The organism is Kribbella sp. DT2 (assembly GCF_049844575.1).
Taxonomy (GTDB): Bacteria; Actinomycetota; Actinomycetes; order Propionibacteriales; family Kribbellaceae; genus Kribbella.
Window position 1 is genome coordinate 230,895 of sequence record NZ_JBNCLH010000008.1, and the last position, 20,623, is coordinate 251,517.

Here is a 20,623-nt window from a genome sequence, read left to right on the forward strand (position 1 = left end):
GATTCATGCGCGTCCGCGTACGTCTCGCCTTCCAACCTTCCGCCCACCGAGCTGCCATGCCTCGCGGCGGAAGCGACGACCCAGCAGGACTGCGGGTCGTCACCACCTGACGCCAGTCCCTGCGCGTACGGCGTCCAGGCGAAAGAGCGGCCCCGGCTTCGCCCTGTAGGTCGGGGCCGCTCACCTAACAGCATCTTCAGTAGTGAGGAGCGGGGAATGTCGGTAGTCGAACAACTGCGCGGGCAGCTACACGCGGTCGCCCAGGACGCGAACCAGGGAGCCGCCAGCCTCGGTGGTTTCCAAAACAAGTTCAGCCAGGCCAGCCAGCAGGTACTCGCTCTGATTCAAGGCTCGGCGACCGGCGCCGATCGCGACATCGCCGAGGTGCTGGACGCTGCATCGAAATCGCTCGCCTCAGCGGTGACTCACTGCAGATCGCGTCCCACAAGTGCGGGCAGTACGCCAGCAGATCTAGCTGCCGATGCCGTCCGAGTTGCAGCGAGTCGCCGGAGACCTAGCGGCATGCCTGGACATGATGCCTCGGGTGGTCGCGGCCCTGCACGAGCGAGCCCGCCGGAGTCGTGAGGTGGCCGGATACGTCGGTGGCCTGTCGAGCGGAAGCGCGGTACTACAGGCAGCGGCGCTCCAGCTTGATGCCGCCGCGAAGGACTGCGAGGAGGCGGCCCACTTCTGCGAGATCGCATGGCAGCGCGGCAGGGACTGGGCCGTGCAGATGGTGAGCAACGCGAGCGGCGGGTCAGCGGGAGTGGGAGGTGGGGGAGTCGGGCGCCCGAAAGGTCCCACGGTGCCGGAGCGTGGGCCGGCGGGCCAGTCGCGTCCCTCAAAGGGTCCGGACCCCGTGCAAGGTCCGTCAGTTCCTCGTCCACCAGAAGACGGCGGCGAGCCGGACGCACAAGATGTCATCCGTCGCTTGCCAGTCCGCGAGAACGACTCCGGCAAGACTCGAGGCTTCTGGAAGGCGCCCGATGGTGAAGAGAAGCCGCTGGCCAGCGGTCGCGGCCGCTACCAACAACTGGCCGACCAGCACGCGCGGCGGCTTGGCCTGAGGCCAATGAGCAACACCTCGCACGTCGAGATCAAGTTTGCCCTCTTCATGCGAGAGCGAGGACTACGCGATGAGACCATCTACATCAACAATCGCCCCTGCGAGGGCGAAGCAAGTTGCCCGGAGTGGATCGAGACCTTTCTGCCCAAGGGTGCGGAACTCACCGTTCACTGGCCCGGCGGCGGACCATGGACATTCACGGGAAGGGATGAGACATGAGCTTCACGGCAAGGGCGTACTACCAACACGGGCACGACGACAACCCCGTTGTGATCACTACCGCCGAGGATGCCCAAGCGCTCGTCGACGTCATGCTGCGACAGCCCGTTGAGAACTCGACCGCCGCGCTCTACATCGCGGAACGGCCCCGCCACGAGATCGGCGTACCCGACCACGAATTACGCTTCGGTATCCTGCCGAACCGCAAACTCGGCAGCATCCGCTACGTCAACGGCCTAGACGCCTGGTATGCCGTCGGCGCCCAGGACGGACCGGACCCAGTCAGCTATCAGTACATGGGACACGAAGAACTGTTCCCCGCGGACTCACTGGTCGGCCTAGACGTCCTCGTCGCGGTGATCACAGACTTCCTGGCGGCTGGAGCCGAGTACCGCCCCAATGGCGCACGCTGGGCTTCCTGGCCTGACGAGGCATTGGGGCAGGAGGAGGACGACGGTTTCGGTGACCTCTGACTGAGGGGTTTCGCTCGCGATCTACTCTCCGCCTATCTGGAGCTTCGCAGCGCGGAGAACGTCCCCGTTGAGATCATGCTTGGGGACCATGACTACCGGAAGAGTCTCTGGTACCCGGCAGTGGGAAGCGTTGCAGAAGCTGACCACGCCTGGGCTGAAGGCCTCGGGCCGAGCTGGGCGGAGAATCCGATCCGCTCGAACCTTGACCTCGTCCGCCGGATGTCTTCGGCGGCGTCGACCATCGGGCCGACCAGGGGGTACGCCCAGCGCTGATAGTCACTCAGCGGTTCGGAGACGATCTTTGCTCGCCGTACGGCTCGCCCGTTTGCCACATGATCAGACCTGCGTCGCTCAGTCTGGGGTTCCCCAGTGTCGCGTGTTAGCGATGTTGCGAGAAGTTACTGAACGGCCTAGACCCAGACCACCTCGTCGAGGAAGTTCTCAACAGCGGTAGCCACCTGGCCAAGCACCTCGGCAGACGCCGCGAGCCGGCCCGGGACGTACATCCCGTGGTCGGCTTCCGGGACCTCCAGTACGTACGGCGTCAACTGCCGCGCCACGTCGCCGTCCCACAGCGGGTCGTTGGTCCCGCCCACCAGCAGGAACGGCGCTCTGGAGCGCTCCAGAGCTTCCACAACCTGCCTGCGCTTCAGCAACGGCGTCAGCCACACCGCGGGATGCCCGCGCTCGGCCGCCAGCGCCGCCGCATGCGTCCCCAGCGACTTCCCGATCAGCAACAGCCCGGACCCGGCAACCCCGACCGGAAGATGCGGCGACACCTGCCCGATCACCCACGCCAGCAACTGCCCCTCGGTCAGCGTCGCCGCAGCCTCCCGGTTCTGCCACTCCACCGGATGAACCGTCGCCCCCCGCCGCTCAGCGGCCTCCCCCGCAAACATCAGCAACGGCCCCTGAGGCCCGTACTCCCCACCGGGAACCACCACAGCCTGACGAGAACTCATCCCCCGACCCTACGACCACACAGGCCCACCAGCCTGTAGCCAGCTCATAACCCAATTACTATGAGCAATCAGACACCGTCCCGGCTACGGCTCAGACCCGGAGCGGTGTCAGAATCGAGGTATGCCAGCAGCCGTCCTCGACCTCACTCCCGCGCACCCCACCGCCGCCCAGGCGTCGGGGCGGTAGGCGGATGGCGACGATCGGTGTCGCGATTCCGATCGCCGAACCCTTCGGCTCGGAGCTGCAGAAGTACCGGGCCGACTTCGGCGACCCGATGGCCAGCTCGATCCCGACCCACGTGACCCTGCTCCCGCCGACCGAGGTCCCCGACGAGGACCTCGCGCGGATCGACGAGCACCTGCTCGAGCTCGCCGCGCGGTTCCCGAGCTTCCGGATCCGTCTGCGCGGGACGGCGACGTTCCGCCCGATCTCACCCGTGGTCTTCGTCACGCTCGCCGAAGGCATCTCCTCCTGCGAGGTTCTGCAGTCGCAGGTCCGTTCCGGCCCGCTCGCGGTCGACCTGCGCTTCCCGTACCACCCGCACGTGACGGTCGCGCACGACCTCGACAAGGAGTCGCTGGACCGCGCGTACGACACGCTCGCGGACTACGACTGCGCCTTCGACGTGTCCGCGTTCAGCCGGTACGAGCACGGCGCCGACGGCGTCTGGCGCCCGCAGCGCGCCTTCCCGCTCAAGGGCTGAACCACCTGCCAGGCTGTACGGCGTACAGGCCGGCAGGACGGGTACAGGAGAGCAATGGGCGTCAAGGAACGGGGCAAGGCGGTCTGGGCGCGGTTCAGCCGCACGCAGCTGTGGCGGGCCTGGAAGCGGTACGGCGACCGTCGCGGCAACCGGTTGGCCGGGGCAACGAGCTTCTTCGGGTTCCTGTCGATGTTCCCGCTGATCGTGCTGGCCGCGGCCGTCGTCGGGAAGTTGCTGCCGCCGAAAGCGATCGACGTGATGAAGAAGGCCCTGGCGAAGAACCTGCCGGGCATCGGCGACCAGATCGACATCGACTCGCTGATCGCCAACGCGGGCACCATCGGGCTGATCTCCGGCGTCTCGCTGCTGCTCACCGGCCTCGGCTGGATCGACTCGTTGCGCGCCTCGATCCGGTCGATGCACGAGCTGGACGACCAGCCGGGCAACGCGATCAAGCTGAAGGCGACCGACCTCGGCGCCCTGGTCGGTCTCGGGCTGATCGGTGTCTTCGCCACGCTGGCCTCGTCGGTGCTGTCCGGGCTGTCGGAGAAGATCGTGGAGTGGGTCCAGCTGGACGGCACCTGGCTGGCGCACTGGGGCCTCGGCCTGATCAGCGTGGTGGTCGGCATCGCGGCCGGCGCGGTGCTGTTCCTGTACCTGCAGACGGCGATGCCGCGGATCATCCTGCCCCGCAAGGTCGCGCTGATCGCGGCAGTTGCCGGCGGCATCGTGTTCTTCGCCGCCCAGAGGCTCGGGAACGCCTACGTGAAGAACGTGATCGGCAACAACGCGGCGTACGGCGCGCTCGCGCTGCCGCTGGCGCTGCTGGTGTGGATCTACCTGATGACCCGGGTGATCATGCTGATCGCCGCCTGGACCAAGGAAGCCACGCTCGACCACCGCTGGCACACCGGCGAGGCCGAGGAGGCGGCCCGCGCCGCGATGCCGTTCGAGACCGAGCAGGTCGTCCCGCGCCGCCGTACGAACGGCTCCACCAACCCCGAGCCCGACGAGAACGGCTTCCTGCCCGGCCCACCCGGCAAGAAGTTCAAGGTCGTCCCCATCCCCGCCCGCAAGGCCGACACGGTCGCAGTAGCCGCCGGCGCCCTCCTGGGCGTCACAGCCTCCGCCATCACACTCCAGCTGGCCAAAGCAGCCCGCTCCCTCCGCCGCTGACGCGGGCGCCGATCTCCGCAGCGCAGCGTCCGAAGAACTCGCGTGCGTCCGAAGAAGGGTGCGCTATAGCCTCGGCTTCGTCGGACGCATGCGGCTTCGTCGGACGCATGCGTACGGCAGCCCCGCGCCGCCGTGCTCCCGCGCCGGAGGCAGCGGCCGGGACGGCGCCCCCCTCCCTGAACCACGTGCTCGGCAGCTAGTGCCTTCTGCTCCTGCGTCGCTTGGTGTGGATTTTCAGCGCTCTGGGTCTGCGCAGGAAGAGGGCCAGCAGCAGGAACAGCGGCGCGGCGTACGCCCAGGACGGGATCCTCAACGCCAGCGACTGCACGGCCAGGGCCGGCATCAGAGCCGCTTGCGTACGCTTCGGCAGCGGCGTACCGGCGGCGGACTTCTTCGACACGTTGGGGCCGGTCTTGGCCGCCGTCGCCGGCCTGACCAGCGTGCCGACCGGGCTGAGCGCCGTGTAGTGGCTGAAGGACCAGTCGAGCAGCCTCGTGGCGTCCTCGGTGATGCCGTGCGGGGCGTTCATCAACGTGACGACCAGCGTGTGCCCGCCGCGCCGAGCGGCGCCGATGAACGTGTTGCGGGCCAGCGTTGTGTAGCCGGTCTTGATCCCCAGCGCGCCGTCGTAGTTGAACAGCAGCTTGTTCTGGTTCGCGACCTGGTAGGTCCCCGCCTTGGCCAGCGGAAAGTTCGTGTACTTCGTCGACGCGTACTTCGCGAAGTCCGGCCGCCCCAGCCCGGCCTGCGCGAACAGCGCCAGGTCGTACGCCGAGGACACCTGCCCGTCCGCGTCCAGCCCCGTCGGGTCCGTCACGTGCGTGTCGAGCGCACCGATCTCGGTGGCCTTCTTGTTCATCCGGTCGATGGTCGCCGCGGTCCCGCCCTGGTCGTGCTCGGCCAGCGCGTGCACGGCATCGTTCCCGGACGCCAGGAACATCCCCTGGAACAGCAGATCGACCGAGTACCGCAGCCCCGGGTACACCCCGACCTTGCTGCCCTCGATCCCCGCGTCGCGGTCCGACCCGACCACGACGTCGGCCTTGTTCAGCCGCGGCAGCAGCACCAGCGCCGTCAGCGTCTTCAGCGTGCTGGCCGGCCGCAGCTTCGCGTGCGGCGCCTTGGCGGCCAGTACCCGCCCGGTGTCGAGGTCGGCGACGACGAACGACCCCGCCTGCACCGCAGGCGGGGTCGCGCCGACGGCGACGACCGTCGACTCCGAGGTCAGCTGGAGGCCACCGACCGGGCTCCGGGAGCCCTGGGCGGCGGCGGTCGCTGTGAGCGGGCCGGCCACCAGCATCACGGTGGTCGCGCACGCCGTCAGGAGCACACGCATCGGCGGCACTCTAGACAACCTCCAGGCCATCAGTCACGCGAAGGTTGGCATATCAGGCGCCGTACGGGCCCCTCGGATCAGTAGCCGAGCGTCCCGCGGACCTGGTAGTCGCCGGTGCCCGCGTGCGGCTTCAGGAGCACCACGAAGCACGTGCCCTTGGCCACTCCCGTGGCCAGGACCTGGCTGTTCGCCTGCGGGGTGAAGGTCTTGACGTCGCCCAGGTCCGCGCTCTCGCACTCCTCGACGAAGACGTCGGTCGCCTTGGGCAGCGTCTTCAGCGTGAGCTTGATCTCGCCGCCCTTGGCGACGTACGTGCCACCCGTGGTCCAGGTCTTGCCCGTCACGAGGTGGGTGTACGGCTGGGTGGTCCCCGCCGCGGCCGGAGCGGCGTGCGCCGCGACCGGTACGGCGGCCAGCGCGCTCGCGGCCAGGACGGACACGAAGACTGCGGACTTCCTCAAGGCATTTCTCCTTCGTTCGGTGGTCACTTACCCGTCCTGACGCGACGGTACCGGCGAAAGGTTGTACGACGAGGAAGCCCGCGGCCGTCGGCATCAGGCGCGGTACGCCGTCCACATGCTGCTGATCCGGCTGCTCTGGCCCGGCGTGAACTGGTTGTAGCAGGAGTCGTAGGAGTAGTCCATGTAGTTGTGGATCGGGTCCACGCCGGGCAGCGAGCACGAGTTCCGGCCGGTCGGGCAGCCGCTGCTCGCGCTGCCCTGCGCCGGGGTGTCGGAGACCGAGTCGTTCGTGGACGTGCAGCCGCCCTGGAACGTGTGGTAAAGCCCGAACCAGTGACCGGCCTCGTGGGTCGCGGTCTTGCCGAGGTTGAAGTTCGTCGACGAGCCGCCGGGCAGCGAGCTGTACTGCACCCGGATCCCGTCGATCGACGGGTTGCCGGAGTAGTCCCACGGGAAGGTGGCGATGCCGAGGTAGCTGAAGTTGACCAGCCAGATGTTGAGCGCGTTCTTGCCGCCCTTGCGGGTCTGCGACCGGTACGTCGTGCTCTGGCCGTCGGTGTGCCAGGTGTTGTTGTTGTACCGATAGGTACCGGCCAGGTAGAAGCTGAACCCGGTGTTCGCGGCCGCGCTCGACTCGCCACCGGCGAAGTTCTGGTTCAGCTCGGCGATCTGCTGGGTGATCTGGCTCGCGGTCACGTCACCGGCGCCGGAGCTGCTGCGCATGACGTGGATGTAGACCGGCACGCTCGCCGCGGCCAGCTTGCCGGGCGCCGGAGCCAGCCCGCGGGCCCGCTTGGCCGCGACCAGCTCGGCGGTCCGCGCGTCGATGGACTTCTGCTCGGCCAGGCTCAGCTCCCGGTGGTCGGCCTCCTGACCACCTCGCGCCGAGGTCGCCTCGGCCGGGCTGTAGCACGGCGTACCGGTCGCGTCGGCCGGCAGCTTCGCTTCTGCCTGACCGCCGAGCGGACTGAACACGAGCGCCGTACCGGCCAGCAGTACGGCGAACGCGCGGGGACGGGTGACGAAAGATCGCATGACGCGCTCCTCCAGATCGGGCCGCTTGGGCGGTGCGGCCGAATCCCCCGATTTTCAGCACCATCCCGGGTCACTCCAAGACCCGCCAGTGCCACGGCAGTACTGCGCCGCTAAAAGGGAAAGCCCGCCACAGACACAGAAGAAGAGAGATCCAGGAGAGACAAGAACAAGAACCAACAACCAAGGACAAGGACAAGGACAAAGAGAGAGTTCGGAGCGCAGTCAGTGGCTAAGGCCCACGCCGACCTGCAGCAAGCGGCCGGCTGAGGTCAAGACGATCCTCTCGGCCCCGCACCGCCGGCCCATCTGTCTCGCCAATCTGTTGCCCGACCAAGAACAGCTACGGTGGTGCTGCACGGTCGCCGCGGATGGCGGCTGGGCGCGCCATGGTAGGGGAGGTCGTATGCCAGAGCCGGTGAACTCCGTTCTCGTTGTCGTCGCATCACCCGGCGACGCAGCTGAGGAGCGTGCTGCTGTCCGCGAATCGCTGAACGACTGGAGCATCAAGCACGGCCGTAGGCAAGGCGTAGTTCTCATGCCCTGGCTCTACGAACGGCATGCGGTCCCGGCGATGGGTGGTCGTCCTCAGGCGCTGATCAACGCGCAGGCAGTAGACCAAGCGGACATAGTCGTTGCTTTCTTCGACTCTAGGCTCGGGTCGAGCACCGGCGTCGACGTCTCAGGCACAGCCGAAGAGATTCGCCGCGCTGTGGGGGCTGGTAAGCCGGTACACGTGTACTTCTCGACTGAGCCCCTCCCGCGCGAAGCGGACTTGGATCAGCTTGCCGCCCTGCGAGCGTTCAAGGGCGAACTGCAGCAGGCGGGCCTTCTGGGTGAGTACAGCGACCCGGCTGATCTTGCGGGGCAGATTGAGTACGCAGTGCAGCACGATATTACGGAGCATGGCTGGGCGGGGCAGTTGGCGAGTACTTCGCGAGTGGGGGCCCAACTCCGATGGAGTCATCGGCAGGAGCGCGAGCTCACCGGTACAGATCGGAACGGCAAAGCCAAGTATCGAACTAGAGTTAATGACCTGATTGTTGTGAATGAGTCCAGCGTTGCAGCTGAAGATTTAACCTTCACTGTCAAATCGTTGGCTGGCGAGGAGGGTCTCTTTCACTTCGATGGACCGGATGGGCCGGTGACGGTTCACCCTCGCTCGGAGATGCAGTGGCTTCTGATTCCGATCCAAGGTGCGGGTACCGTCAAGATCGACGGCCGCTGGACCGAGGGCGGGATTCCGTGCGTGGGTGAGTGGACTGTCGCGACTCGGTAGCTGACTCCCCAGTCCCTGTCTGGACAGCCTCCTCGTCAATCTTCCCTCTGAGGAATGTGGGCTTTGTGGCGGCGTTCGTGCAGCTGTCCGTCGTGGTATTTCGCAGACCTCAGCCACAGAATCTTATTTATACTTTCTATTATCTCAATTTCTATGTCGCTTGTTGTTGTTCTGCTTTTTCTTCTTTCTATTCAATTCTACGACAGCTCGGATTCCGCCTGGTGGATGGCGGCGAACTCCTCCTCGGGGGCGGTGGCGACCAGGTGGTGGCGGCTGTAGAACCAGAAGTAGGCGAGGGCTACGACGAACAGGGCGGCGGTGATGCCGGCGGCGAGTTTGTCGACGAAGAAGGTGGCGACGACGGCGATGACGGCCAGGAACAGGGCGATGCCGGTGGTGACGACGCCGCCGGGGGTGCGGTAGGGGCGGGCGAGGTCGGGTTCGCGGACGCGCAGGACGATGTGGGACAGGGTCATCAGGACGTACGAGACCGTCGCGCCGAAGACCGCGATGTTGATCAGGAGGGCGCCGTCCTGGGTGATGGCGGCGAGCAGGAAGCCGATGGCGCCGGGGACGAGCAGGGCCAGGTACGGCGTCTTGCGCTTGCCGGTGACCGACAGGAAGCGCGGGAGGTAGCCGGCGCGGGAGAGCGCGAAGAGCTGGCGGGAGTAGGCGTAGACGATGGAGAAGAAGCTCGCGACCAACCCGGCGAGGCCGACGTAGTTGACGAAGTCGGCGACCCACGGGTCACCGCCCAGCGCCGTACGAAGGGCTAGCGGCAGCGGGTTGTCCGAGTCGGCGACAACAGACGATCCAGCTCCGCCGGCGGTGAAGACCAGCATCAGCGCGGCGAAGACGAGCAGGATGCCCATCGCGGTGATGATCCCGCGCGGCATGTCGCGGACCGGATCGCGAGCTTCCTCAGCGGCCAGCGGCACCCCCTCGACGGCGAGGAAGAACCAGATCCCGTAGACCAGAGCAGCGAGTACGCCGGCGTACCCGAACGGGATGAACTCGCTCGCCCCCGCGGCGTCGTTCGGCACGATGTCGAACAGCTTGTCGGCGTCGAACTGCGGGACCATCGCGACCACGAACACCACCAGCGCGACCACCGCGACCGCGGTGATGCCGAGCGTGAGCCGCAGCGCCTCGCCCACGCCGTACAGGTGAATGCCGATGAAGATCACGTAGCAGCCCAGGTAGACCGGCCAGCTCGACGTGAGCCCGAACAGCCCGAGCGCCTCGATGTACCCGCCGATGAACGTCGCGATCGCGGCCGGTGCGATCGCGTACTCGATCAGGATCGCCGTACCGGTGGCGAAGCCGCCCAACGGCCCGAGCGCCCGCCGGGCGAAACCGTAGCCCGCCCCGGCGACCGGGATCGCCGACGCGAGCTCGGCCAGCCCGAACACCATGCAGGTGTACATCGTCGCCATCAGCACGGTCGCGATCAGCAGCCCGCCCCAGCCGCCCTCGGCCAGGCCGAAGTTCCAGCCGGCGAAGTCGCCGGAGATGACGTAGGCGACGCCCAGCCCGGCCAGCAGCACCCAGCCCGCCGCGCCCCGGCGGAGCTGGCGTTGCTCCAGGTACTCCTTGCCCACCTGCTGGTAGTCGACGCGCGAGGTCTTCCGGCTCATCGTGGCTCCAATGGTCTATGGGCATACCACTAGGAATGGCCACGAGGTTCCTCGCGCCGCGACCCGCTGTCAAGGGAAACTCCGCATTGACATCGCGCCGGAGCCTTGCGTCAATGGACTGACCGCAGACCAATAGAACTCCGGGAGAGAGACCGTGGCCTCAAGCACCGGCAAGCTGACCGTGCAGCAACTGCGGGACCTGGTGGCGGAAGGCGCGATCGACACCGTGCTGGTCGCGATCACCGACATGCAGGGCCGCCTGCAGGGCAAACGCTGCGGTGCGCGCTACTTCCTCGAGGAGGTGCTGCAGCACGGCACCGAAGGCTGCAACTACCTGCTCGCGGTCGACGTCGACATGAACACGGTCGACGGCTACGCGATGTCGTCGTGGGAGAGCGGGTACGGCGACCTGCTGATGGCTCCCGATCTCGACACACTCAGGCTGCTGCCCTGGCTCGACGGCACCGCGCTCGTGCTCTGCGACGTCCAGTGGCTCGACGGCAAGCCGATGCCGGCCAGCCCGCGGCAGATCCTCAAGGCACAGCTCGACCGGCTCGCCGCGCGCGGCCTCACGGCGTACGTCGGCACCGAGCTCGAGTTCATCGTGTTCAACGACACCTTCGAGCAGGCCTGGTCCAAGACCTACAAGGACCTCGATCCCGCGAACCAGTACAACGTCGACTACTCGCTGCTCGGCACCGCGCGGATCGAGCCGCTGCTGCGCGACATCCGCAACTCGATGGAGGGCGCCGGCCTGTACGTCGAGTCGGCCAAGGGTGAGTGCAACCTCGGCCAGCAGGAGATCGCCTTCCGGTACGACGAAGCGCTGAAGACCTGCGACAACCACTCGATCTACAAGACCGGCGCGAAGGAGATCGCGGTCAAGCACGGCAAGAGCCTGACCTTCATGGCCAAGTACGACGAGCGCGAGGGCAACTCGTGCCACATCCACCTTTCGTTTCGCGGGGCCGACGGAGATCCGGTGCTGGCGGGCGATCGCGAGCACGGGTTCAGCGTGCTGATGGAGCAGTTCATTGCCGGCCAGCTCGCGTGCCTGCCCGAGCTCACCTACCTGCTCGCGCCGAACATCAACTCCTACAAGCGTTTCCAGCCCGGCAGCTTCGCGCCGACCGCGGTCGCCTGGGGCCTCGACAACCGCACCTGCGCGCTCCGCGTCGTCGGTCACGGCCAGTCGCTCCGGGTCGAGAACCGCTTGCCTGGCGGCGATGTGAACCCGTACCTCGCCGTCGCCGCGCTGATCGCGTCCGGCCTGCACGGCATCGAGAACGAGCTGGAGCTCGAGCCGCTGCTCGCCGGAAACGCCTACACCAGCGACAAACCGCACGTCGCCACGACGCTGCGCGAGGCCTCGGCGCTGTTCGGCGGGTCGAAGATGGCCCGCGAGGCGTTCGGCGACGAGATGGTCGACCACTACGTCAACGCGGCCCGGGTGGAGCTGGATGCGTACGACGCCGCCGTCACCGACTGGGAGCGCGTCCGTGGCTTCGAACGGCTCTGAGAGGCCGAGGATCGGCATCACCACCTACCTCGAGCCGACCATCTGGGGTGTGTGGGAACGTGACGCCGCACTTCTCCCGAGGGTCTATCTCGACTCCGTCGTCGCTGCCGGCGGCACACCGATCCTGCTTCCACCGGTCGGCACCGACCCGTCGATCCTCGACATCCTCGACGGACTCGTGATCGCGGGCGGCTGCGACGTCGACCCCACCTCGTACGGCGCTGTGCCGCACTCGGAGACCGTCGACACCAGACCCGGCCGCGACGACCACGAGAAGGTCCTCATCGAAGCCGCCCTCGACAGAGATCTCCCGCTGCTCGCGATCTGCCGCGGCCTGCAGATGCTCAACGTCACGCTCGGCGGGACCCTGCAGCAGCACCTGCCCGAGGCGGTGGGCCACGACGAGCACCGGCCGTCACCGGCGATCTTCGGCCGTACCGACGTGAAGATCGACCCCGGCTCCCGCACCGCCGAACTGTTCGGCGACCGAACGACCGTGCACTGCTACCACCACCAGGCCCTCGACGTCGTGGCCGACGACCTGCACGTGACGGCCCGCGCAGGCGACGGCACGGTCGAAGCCGCCGAGGTCGAGGGCAAGGCCTTCGCGCTCGGCGTCCAGTGGCACCCCGAGGAGAACCCCGACGACCTGCGGCTGTTCACCGCCCTGGTCGCCGAAGCAGCGAGGAGAAGAACCCCGTGACGTACGACGTGATCAACCCGGCCACCGAGAAGGTGGTCCGCACCATCGAGCTCGCAAGCGTCGAGCAGACCGACGCGGCCATCCGACGCGCCGCCGAGGCGTTCACCACCTGGCGCGCGGTCGCTCCGGCGGACCGCGGCCGGCTGCTGCGCCGGTTCGCCGACGCGGTCGACGCCGACCTGGAGAACCTGGCCGCGCTCGAGGTCGAGAACGCCGGCCACACGATCGGCAACGCCCGCTGGGAGGCGGGCAACGTGCGCGACGTCCTGCACTACTACGCGGCCGCGCCCGAACGCCTCTTCGGCCGGCAGATTCCCGTTGCCGGAGGCATCGACCTGACCGTGGCCGAGCCGCTCGGCGTGGTCGGCGTGATCGTGCCGTGGAACTTCCCGATGCCGATCGCCGGCTGGGGCTTCGCGCCGGCGCTGGCAGCCGGCAACACCGTCGTACTGAAGCCCGCGGAGCTCACCCCGCTGACCGCTCTGCGTCTCGGCGAACTCGCGCTGGAGGCGGGGATCCCGCCGGGCGTGCTGGAGATCGTGCCCGGTGCGGGCCAGGTTGTCGGGCAGCGCTTCGTCATGCATCCCGCGGTCCGCAAGGTCGTGTTCACCGGCTCGACCGGCGTCGGCAAGCGGGTGATGGCGGGCTGCGCCGACCAGGTGAAGCGGGTGACGCTGGAGCTCGGCGGCAAGTCCGCGAACGTGGTCTTCGCCGACGCCGACCTGGAGAAAGCCGCGGCGCAGGCGCCGTACGGGGTGTTCGACAACGCCGGGCAGGACTGCTGCGCACGCTCGCGGATCCTGGTCGAGCGGTCGGTGCACGACCGGTTCCTGGAGCTGCTCGAGCCCGCGGTGAAGGGCGTTCGGGTGGGTGACCCGAGCAACGACCGGACCGAGATGGGTCCGCTGATCTCCGCGCGGCAGCGCGAGCGGGTGGCGTCGTACGTCGACTCCGAGTCGGTCGCCTTTCGCGGTACGGCGCCGGACGGGCCGGGGTACTGGTTCCCGCCCACCGTCCTGACCGGGCTCGCCGAGGACTCGCCGGCGCTGACGGAGGAGATCTTCGGCCCGGTCGTCGTGGTGGTCCCGTTCGACGACGAGGCCGACGCGATCCGCCGGGCCAACGACTCGGCGTACGGGCTGTCCGGCTCGATCTGGACCCGGGACGTCGGGCGCGCGCTGCGGGTCAGCCGCGGGATCGAGGCCGGCAACCTGTCGGTCAACTCGCACTCGTCGGTGCGCTACTCCACGCCGTTCGGCGGCTTCAAGCAGTCCGGGTTCGGCCGCGAGCTCGGCCCGGACGCGCTGGCCGCGTTCACCGAGACCAAGAACATCTTCATCTCCACGGAGGACTGACCTATGACAGACGTGCACGCGCACCGCCTCGAGGGCCGGGTCGCGGTGGTGACCGGCGGCGCGAGCGGCATCGGTCTGGCGAGCGTACGGCGGCTCGCGGCCGAGGGCGCGCGGGTCGTGATCGGCGACCTCGACCCGGTGGCCGGCAAGACCGCGGCCGACGAGGTCGGCGGGCTGTTCGTGCCGACCGACGTCACCGACGCCGCCGCGGTCGACAACCTTTTCCAGCAGGCCTTCGACACCTACGGCTCGGTCGACATCGCGTTCAACAACGCGGGCATCTCGCCGCCGGAGGACGCCTCGATCCTGGACACCGGGCTGGAGGCGTGGCGCAAGGTGCAGGAGGTCAACCTGACCTCGGTCTACCTGTGCTGCAAGGCGGCGATCCCGTACATGCAGCGCCAGGGCAAGGGCTCGATCGTCAACACCGCGTCGTTCGTGGCGGTGATGGGTGCGGCGACGTCGCAGATCTCGTACTCGGCGTCCAAGGGCGGCGTGCTCGCGATGAGCCGCGAGCTGGGCGTCGAGTTCGCCCGGCAGGGGATCCGCGTCAACGCGCTGTGCCCCGGCCCGGTGAACACGCCGCTGCTGCAGGAGCTGTTCGCCGCCGACCCCGAACGCGCCGAGCGCCGGCTCGTGCACGTCCCGATGGGCCGGTTCGGCGAACCCGAGGAGATCGCCGCCGCGGTCGCGTTCCTGGCCTCCGACGACTCGTCGTTCATCACCGCCAACACCTTCCTGGTCGACGGCGGCATCTCCGGCGCCTACGTGACACCGCTCTGAAGCCGACTTTGAGCACCGGCCGGCCACGAAATCGCGGGGAGAGCGGCTGGCCGGTGCACAAAGTCGGGGAGGCGGGCGATCTAGGGTGAGGGGTCTGACGGGGAGAGGTGGCGGTGTGGTCGAGGAGGCGCGGGCCGGTGAGGCGCTGTTCCGGCCGGTGCGGGCCGGGAACCCGTTCGAGGAGACCGTCGAGCGGTTGTTGCAGTCGATCAAGCTCGGCGTGGTCGGCCCGGGGGAGCGGCTGCCGTCCGAGCGCGACCTCGCCGCCCGGCTGAACGTCTCCCGGGAGACCCTGCGCGAGGCGATCCGTGCGCTCACCGAGGCCGGGTACGTCGAGTCCCGCCGCGGCCGGTACGGCGGAACGTTCGTCAACACCCGCCTGCCGAGGCCGAAGCGCGTCGGGGCGAAGAAGCTGGTCAGAGAGCTCGGTGACGGCCTCGAAGACGCCCTGGTCCTTCGCGGTGCACTGGAAGTCGGTGCGGCCGAGGCGGCGGCCTCTCGCGCTCTCGGTGTCGAGGAGCGCGACCATCTCACCCGCTGCCTCGCCGATACCGCGGCCGCCAAGCTGACCGATTACCGCCGCATGGACTCCCGCCTGCACCTCGCGGTCGCCGAGGTCAGCGGCTCGCCGTCGCTCACCTCGGCGGTCGCCGACGTACGGATGCGCCTGAACGCGCTGCTGGACGCGATCCCGCTGCTCGAACGCAACATCGTGCACTCCGACGAGCAGCACCAGCAGATCGTCGACGCGATCCTCGCCGGCGATCCCGCCGCGGCGCGCGCGGCGATGCAGCTGCACCTGGCCGGGACCGCGGCGCTGCTCCGGGCCTTTCTGAGCTGACCGTGGAACAGGAAAATGTGGCGTGCTCACGGGCGACACGCCGGACGTTTGTGCACGGCCGAACGGGGCCCGGCGTGAACAGATGGGTAACGAAGGGGTGGCGACCGGATATCCGTGTGTGACACTCGCCGTGTCCAGTGGCACTCGACTGTGATGTCCGCGAATGTAATCCTTCGGGGAGAATGTTGATCGATGACTGACGACGAGCTGGTCGGGCGCGCCGGACTGGTCGAGCGTGCGCGGACGCAGCTCGAGACCAGTGGCTCCGTGCTGCTCTACGGCCCGACCGGAATCGGCAAGTCCGCACTCGGCCGGGCGCTCGTCGCCGACCGGGCCCGCTCCGGCTGGCGCGTGCTGAGCGCCGCGCCGTCCCAGAGCGAGGCCGGCCTGCCCTATGTCACGCTGCTGGACCTGCTGTCCAACCAGCTCGAGCTGGCCTGGCAGGTGCTGCCCGACCACCTGCGCCAGCCGCTGGAGGTCGCCCTGCTCAAGGCCAGCGCGCCGGACACCGTCCGGGACGAGCTGGCCGTGCGCCTCGCCGTACTGCACGTACTACGGCGCCTGGCGGCGTCCGGGCCGGTGCTGCTCGTCGTGGACGACATCCAGTGGGTCGACCCGTCCAGTCTCGAAGTGCTGACCTTCTGCGCCCGCCGGCTGACCGAGGGCGTGCACATGCTGGCGACCGAGCAGGTGGCCGACGGTGACCTCCCGGCGATGGCCGAGGCCTGCCCGGAGCCGGTGCTGCAGCTGGAGGTCACGCCGCTGGCCGAGCCCGACGTACTGGCTCTGCTGCGCAACCGGCTGTCCAGTCCGCTCCCGGTGCGGACCGCCCGGCGCATCCACACGGCCAGCGGGGGCAACCCGTTCATGGCGCTCGAGCTGGGCCGTGCGGTGCTGCGGCACCCACAGGGCGTCTCGCCGAACGACCCGCTCCCGGTGTCGAGCCGGCTGAAGACGCTGCTCGGCGACCGCCTCGCCGACCTGAGCCCAGCGACGCACGAGCTGCTCCTGCACGCCTCCGCCTCGCCGCGCCCGACCACCTCGCAGCTGGCCGCGTCACTCGGCCACTCGGTCGACACCGAGCTCGCGGAGGCGGAGGCGCTCGGGCTGATCGATGTCTCGTCGGAGCGGCTGCGGTTCAACCACCCGCTGCTGCGCGAGTTCGTGTACGCCGAGGCGACGTCCGCCGCGCGACGCCAGGCGCACGCCCGGCTGGCCGCTGTGGTCGAGGAGCCGGTCGAGAACGCGACCCACCGGGCCCTGGCGACCCAGGAGGCCGACGCGGACCTCGCGGCCGCACTGGAGGAAGCCGGTACGACGGCAGGCGCTCGCGGAGCGCTGGGCGCCGCCGCGACACTCTGGAAGCTGGCTGCCGACAGGACTCCGGCCGACGCGCCGGACGACCGAGGTCGGCGGCTGACCCGAGCCGCTGACGACGCGGCCGCGGCCGGGCACCTGGTGGAGTCGGCGGAGATGGCTCGGCTCGCCGTACAGGCTGCGACGGTTGCCGAGGTCAAGGTGCCGGCGCTGCTGCTGCTCGTCGACGCTGCCTGGCCGGAGCAGGACCAGCGGATCGAGCTGCTCGCCGAGGCCTTCGAAGCTGCCCAGGGCAACGACCGGCTCGAGGCGCGGGTGCGGATCATGCGCAGCCACAGCGCGTACTTCGACCGTCGGCTCGACGACGCCCGCGAGGACGCCCGGGTCGCGCAGGAGCTGGCCCGTCGCAGCGGCGATACCGAGGCGCTGGTCGACGCGTTGAGCGCGGCGCACCCGGTCGAGATCGCGGTCGGCGGCGGTCAGGCGTCGGACCGGCTGCTCGGTCAGGCCGGCGAGCTGGCGATCGGGCTGCCGCTGACCAAGAGCGTCGTGCACGCGCGGCAGATGGCCGCGATGCGGGAGCTGTTCCGCGGCAACAACGCGGCGGCGATCGAGGGCATCAGCACGCTCGTCGAGGAGGTCCGGGTCGGCGGCGCGGTGCGCTGGCTGGCCGGGATCCTGATCTCGGCGACCGCGATCTACGAGCGCAGCGGCCGTGGCGCCGCCGCGTTGGCGTCCGGGCACGAGTGCCTCCAGCTGATGCAGGACCTGGGCGACGAGCCCGAGGTCGGCATGGTGATCGCGGCCCGCGCCGAATGGGCCGGCGGTACGGCGGCGATGGCGCGCGAGATGGCCGAGGCGTCGCTCGAGGCGGTCCGCGTGATCGGCAACGACGAGTGGACCGGTCCGGCGCTGTCGGCGGTCGGGCTGGTCGGCGTACTGGTCGGTGATCCGCAGCGCGCGGTCGAGGCGTTCGACGCGATCGCGGAGTCGGGCGAGGCCGCGATGCCGTACGACCCGGCGGTGATCCCTTGGCACGCGGACTACGCCGAGGCGCTGGTCGCGTCCGGGCGGCTAGACGACGCGGCGGCGCTGATCGCGGAGATCCGCGAGCGGGCCGACACGCTCGACCGCGAGGTGGTCCGGGTCGGGCTGGCGCGGTCCGAGGCGCTGCTGATCGCCAAGCAGGGCGACCCGGCGGCGGCGCTCGACCTGCTGGAGAAGACGATCGCGACCGCGGGCGACCACGTGTACCCGCTCGACCTCGCCCGCTGCGAGCTCACCCGAGGCCGGGTCGCCCGTCAGGCCCGGCGGCGCTCGGTGGCCAGGACAGCGTTCCTGGACGCGATCGAGCAGTTCGAGCAGTACGGCGCCCCCGCCTGGCGCGAGGTCGCCGAGACCGAGCTCGCCCGCCTCGACGTCCCCAGCCGCAGCCGGCAGCCGTCCGAGCTGACCGACAACGAGCTGCAGATCGTCGCGATGGTCCGCGACGGTTCCACCAACCGCGAGATCGCCGCCGCGCTCTACCTGAGCGTGAAGGCCGTCGAGTCCCAGCTCACCCGCCTCTACCGCCGCTTCGGCGTCGCGAACCGTACGCAGCTGCTGCGGACGGTGGACCGGGGCCCGAACTCGTGAGTCGCTGCCTTTGAGCGCGTGCTGAAATGGTGCCGTGAAGGAGTTTCGGGACCTGGTGCAGCGGCATGCGCGACCTGACCTGACGACGGCCATCGACGGTGTCCGGTTGTGCAGGGCCGACCGCGAGGTGGCGCCGGAGTCCGGCACCACCGGCACGGTCCTGGCGATCGTTGCCCAGGGCACCAAGCGGCTGGCGCTCGGGGAAGACCTCTTCGAGTACGGTGCCGGCCAGTACCTGGTCGCCTCGCTCGACCTCCCGGTGACCGGGCACTTCGTCGAAGCCACGCCGGCCGGTCCCGCGCTGGCGTTCGGGATGACGCTCGAGCCCGCCGTCATCGCGGACCTGCTGCTGCAGGCCGGACCGGCGGACCTGCCCGAGACCTCGGAGGCCGCCCGGCCGGGGCTCGCGGTCAGTGACGCACCGGCCGAGTTGCTCGACGCCGTCGTACGGCTGCTGCGTCTGCTCGACCGGCCGCGGGACCGCAGGACGCTGGCCCCGCTGATCAAACGCGAGATCCTGTGGCTGCTGATGACCGGTGAGCAGGGTGACGCCGTCCGCCAGCTCGGTCTCGCCGACAGCAACCTGACTCATGTCACGCGGGCGGTGCGCTGGATCCGGGACCACTACACCGAGCCGTTCCGGGTCGAGGAGGTCGCGGGCCGGTCCGGGATGAGCGCCTCCGCCTTCCACCGGAACTTCCAGGTGGTGACGGGGATGAGCCCGATCCGTTTCCAGAAGCAGATCCGCCTGCAGGCGGCGCGGCTGCTCCTGGTGAACCGGCCGAACGATGTCACCGGGGTCGGTCACGAGGTCGGTTACGACAGCCCGTCCCAGTTCAGCCGTGAGTACCGCCGCGAGTTCGGCGCCCCACCCAGCATCGACGCGGCCCGGCTGCGCGGCGGCCTCGCCGTACTGCCGTGACCATCGCCAGGATCGTGCAAGCCGGCGAGAGGAACTTGCTGGTCCGGTGATCACGCCCTTGGTTCCCTGGAAGTAGGCCGAACCGGCACCCTTCCGAAGGAGAACGATGAAGTACCGCACGCTGGGACGCACCGGCATCGAGGTCAGCGCCTACTGCCTGGGCGCGATGAATTTCGGGGCCATGGGCAACGCCGACCACGACGACTCGATCCGGATCGTCCACCGGGCACTCGAGGCCGGCATCAACTTCGTCGACACCGCCGACGTCTACTCGGCCGGCGAGTCCGAGGAGATCCTGGGCAAGGCGCTTCAGGGCCGGCGCGACGACGTCGTACTGGCGAGCAAGCTGCACTACCCGATGGGGGAGGGCCCGAACCGCGGGGGCAATTCGCGGCGCTGGATCGTCACCGCGGTCGAAGACTCCCTGCGCCGGCTGCGGACCGACCACCTCGACCTCTACCAGGTGCACCGCCCGGATCCGTCGGTCGATCCGGAGGAGACCCTGTCGGCGCTGTCCGACCTGATCCACAGCGGCAAGGTCCGCGCGATCGGGACCTCGAGCTTCCCGGCCTCGGACATCGTCGAGGCCCAGTGGATCGCGGAACGGCGTGGTCTGGAGCGCTACCGCACGGAGCAGCCGCCGTACTCGATCGTCAACCGCGGCATCGAGCGCGAGATCCTGCCCGTTGTCCAGCGCTACGGGATGGGCGCGCTGGTCTGGAGTCCGCTCGGCCAGGGTCTGCTCACGGGCCGGGTCCGGAGCGGGCAGCCGGCCGGGACGCAGCGAGCCGGCGCGATGCCGCAGCACTTCACCGACCAGCGCAAGCTCGACGTGGTCGAGCAGCTCGTTCCGCTCGCCGAGCAGGCGGGCCTGTCGATGACCCACCTGTCGATGGCCTTCGCGATCGCTCATCCCGGCGTCACGTCGGCGATCATCGGGCCGCGCACCGGGGAACAGCTCGACGACCTGCTCGCGGGAGCCGACGTCACCCTGGACGACGACGTCCTGGACCGGATCGACGAGATCGCCCCGCCGGGGACCGACGCCGGCCCGAACGACGTCGCCTACGTCCCCAGCGTGAACCTGGCCGAGCGGCGGCGGCCCCGCGGCGAGCGTGCGGCCGCCTGAACACCTGTCCGTGGGAGACGGCCTAGGGCCTCGGGCACAGGTAAACCCTTGATGTGACCCGTGAGTAGCTTCTT

General features: G+C 69.1%; 18 protein-coding genes and 1 pseudogene. 13 read left to right on the plus strand and 6 right to left on the minus strand.

All coding sequences use genetic code 11. The features are described from left to right. Positions 1 to 544: 544 nt before the first annotated feature. Together ACLQ2O_RS31120 and ACLQ2O_RS31125 are read left to right on the plus strand one after the other, a co-directional pair. Positions 545 to 1,285, plus strand: a complete 741-nt coding sequence (locus ACLQ2O_RS31120; RefSeq protein ID WP_425838481.1) for a DddA-like double-stranded DNA deaminase toxin — start codon at positions 545 to 547, stop codon at positions 1,283 to 1,285. Then, positions 1,282 to 1,758: an Imm1 family immunity protein gene (locus ACLQ2O_RS31125; RefSeq protein ID WP_425838484.1), complete on the plus strand. Its 477-nt coding sequence runs from the start codon at positions 1,282 to 1,284 to the stop codon at positions 1,756 to 1,758. The genes ACLQ2O_RS31120 and ACLQ2O_RS31125 overlap by 4 nt, the downstream gene beginning before the upstream one ends. A 92-nt stretch (positions 1,759 to 1,850) precedes the next feature. Here ACLQ2O_RS31125 and ACLQ2O_RS31130 read toward each other — a convergent pair. Together ACLQ2O_RS31130 and ACLQ2O_RS31135 are read right to left on the minus strand one after the other, a co-directional pair. Continuing rightward, a pseudogene (locus ACLQ2O_RS31130) lies at positions 1,851 to 2,105 on the minus strand (DUF6879 family protein); the annotation flags it as partial. Positions 2,106 to 2,168: 63 nt separating this feature from the next. Further along, a complete protein-coding gene (locus tag ACLQ2O_RS31135) occupies positions 2,169 to 2,720 on the minus strand; it encodes an alpha/beta fold hydrolase (protein ID WP_425838487.1) in 552 nt (183 codons plus the stop codon). A 191-nt stretch (positions 2,721 to 2,911) separates the two neighbouring features. Here ACLQ2O_RS31135 and ACLQ2O_RS31140 point away from each other — a divergent pair, with 191 nt between their 5' ends. Then, on the plus strand, positions 2,912 to 3,424 hold the full coding sequence (locus ACLQ2O_RS31140; RefSeq protein ID WP_425838490.1) for a 2'-5' RNA ligase family protein: 513 nt from the start codon (positions 2,912 to 2,914) through the stop codon (positions 3,422 to 3,424). A gap of 54 nt (positions 3,425 to 3,478) precedes the next feature. Further along, positions 3,479 to 4,600 (plus strand): YihY/virulence factor BrkB family protein, encoded by a 1,122-nt coding sequence (locus ACLQ2O_RS31145; protein ID WP_425838493.1) that lies wholly within the window; start codon positions 3,479 to 3,481, stop codon positions 4,598 to 4,600. A gap of 196 nt (positions 4,601 to 4,796) precedes the next feature. Here the strand turns inward: ACLQ2O_RS31145 and ACLQ2O_RS31150 are convergent, their stop codons facing one another. The 3 genes from ACLQ2O_RS31150 to ACLQ2O_RS31160 all read right to left on the minus strand — a co-directional run bounded on the left by ACLQ2O_RS31150 (position 4,797) and on the right by ACLQ2O_RS31160 (position 7,432). Further along, entirely contained in the window at positions 4,797 to 5,936 is a 1,140-nt protein-coding gene (locus tag ACLQ2O_RS31150) for a D-alanyl-D-alanine carboxypeptidase family protein (RefSeq protein WP_425838496.1), read from the minus strand. A 77-nt stretch (positions 5,937 to 6,013) separates the two neighbouring features. Further along, positions 6,014 to 6,397: a hypothetical protein gene (locus ACLQ2O_RS31155; protein ID WP_425838499.1), complete on the minus strand. Its 384-nt coding sequence runs from the start codon at positions 6,395 to 6,397 to the stop codon at positions 6,014 to 6,016. Between the two features lie 93 nt (positions 6,398 to 6,490). After that, a complete protein-coding gene (locus tag ACLQ2O_RS31160) occupies positions 6,491 to 7,432 on the minus strand; it encodes a zinc metalloprotease (RefSeq protein ID WP_425838502.1) in 942 nt (313 codons plus the stop codon). Between the two features lie 403 nt (positions 7,433 to 7,835). On the opposite strand from ACLQ2O_RS31160, the gene ACLQ2O_RS31165 reads away from it, so the two are divergent. Then, complete coding sequence (locus ACLQ2O_RS31165; protein ID WP_425838505.1) at positions 7,836 to 8,708, plus strand: DUF4062 domain-containing protein; 873 nt, start codon at positions 7,836 to 7,838, stop codon at positions 8,706 to 8,708. A gap of 197 nt (positions 8,709 to 8,905) precedes the next feature. On the opposite strand, the gene eat is transcribed toward ACLQ2O_RS31165, so the two are convergent. Further along, positions 8,906 to 10,345: an ethanolamine permease gene (gene eat, locus ACLQ2O_RS31170; protein ID WP_425838508.1), complete on the minus strand. Its 1,440-nt coding sequence runs from the start codon at positions 10,343 to 10,345 to the stop codon at positions 8,906 to 8,908. 154 nt (positions 10,346 to 10,499) lie between these two features. Here eat and ACLQ2O_RS31175 point away from each other — a divergent pair, with 154 nt between their 5' ends. The 8 genes from ACLQ2O_RS31175 to ACLQ2O_RS31210 all read left to right on the plus strand — a co-directional run bounded on the left by ACLQ2O_RS31175 (position 10,500) and on the right by ACLQ2O_RS31210 (position 20,549). Next, positions 10,500 to 11,864, plus strand: coding sequence for a glutamine synthetase family protein (locus ACLQ2O_RS31175; protein ID WP_425838511.1), 1,365 nt, complete (start codon positions 10,500 to 10,502; stop codon positions 11,862 to 11,864). Continuing rightward, positions 11,845 to 12,567 (plus strand): gamma-glutamyl-gamma-aminobutyrate hydrolase family protein, encoded by a 723-nt coding sequence (locus ACLQ2O_RS31180; protein ID WP_425838514.1) that lies wholly within the window; start codon positions 11,845 to 11,847, stop codon positions 12,565 to 12,567. Before ACLQ2O_RS31175 ends, ACLQ2O_RS31180 begins: the two co-directional genes overlap by 20 nt. After that, positions 12,564 to 13,922: an aldehyde dehydrogenase family protein gene (locus ACLQ2O_RS31185; RefSeq protein ID WP_425838517.1), complete on the plus strand. Its 1,359-nt coding sequence runs from the start codon at positions 12,564 to 12,566 to the stop codon at positions 13,920 to 13,922. Before ACLQ2O_RS31180 ends, ACLQ2O_RS31185 begins: the two co-directional genes overlap by 4 nt. Before the next feature lie 3 nt (positions 13,923 to 13,925). Beyond that, positions 13,926 to 14,705 carry a 3-oxoacyl-ACP reductase gene (locus ACLQ2O_RS31190; protein WP_425838520.1) on the plus strand — a complete coding sequence of 260 codons (780 nt, stop codon included), beginning with the start codon at positions 13,926 to 13,928 and terminating at the stop codon, positions 14,703 to 14,705. A gap of 115 nt (positions 14,706 to 14,820) precedes the next feature. After that, the gene (locus tag ACLQ2O_RS31195) at positions 14,821 to 15,546 is read left to right on the plus strand and encodes a FadR/GntR family transcriptional regulator (protein ID WP_425838523.1); all 726 of its coding nucleotides are present in this window, start codon (positions 14,821 to 14,823) and stop codon (positions 15,544 to 15,546) included. Between the two features lie 192 nt (positions 15,547 to 15,738). After that, positions 15,739 to 18,498: an AAA family ATPase gene (locus tag ACLQ2O_RS31200; RefSeq protein ID WP_425838526.1), complete on the plus strand. Its 2,760-nt coding sequence runs from the start codon at positions 15,739 to 15,741 to the stop codon at positions 18,496 to 18,498. Positions 18,499 to 18,532: 34 nt separating this feature from the next. After that, positions 18,533 to 19,420 carry an AraC family transcriptional regulator gene (locus ACLQ2O_RS31205; protein ID WP_425838529.1) on the plus strand — a complete coding sequence of 296 codons (888 nt, stop codon included), beginning with the start codon at positions 18,533 to 18,535 and terminating at the stop codon, positions 19,418 to 19,420. A gap of 106 nt (positions 19,421 to 19,526) precedes the next feature. Beyond that, complete coding sequence (locus ACLQ2O_RS31210; protein ID WP_425838532.1) at positions 19,527 to 20,549, plus strand: aldo/keto reductase; 1,023 nt, start codon at positions 19,527 to 19,529, stop codon at positions 20,547 to 20,549. Positions 20,550 to 20,623: the final 74 nt, after the last annotated feature.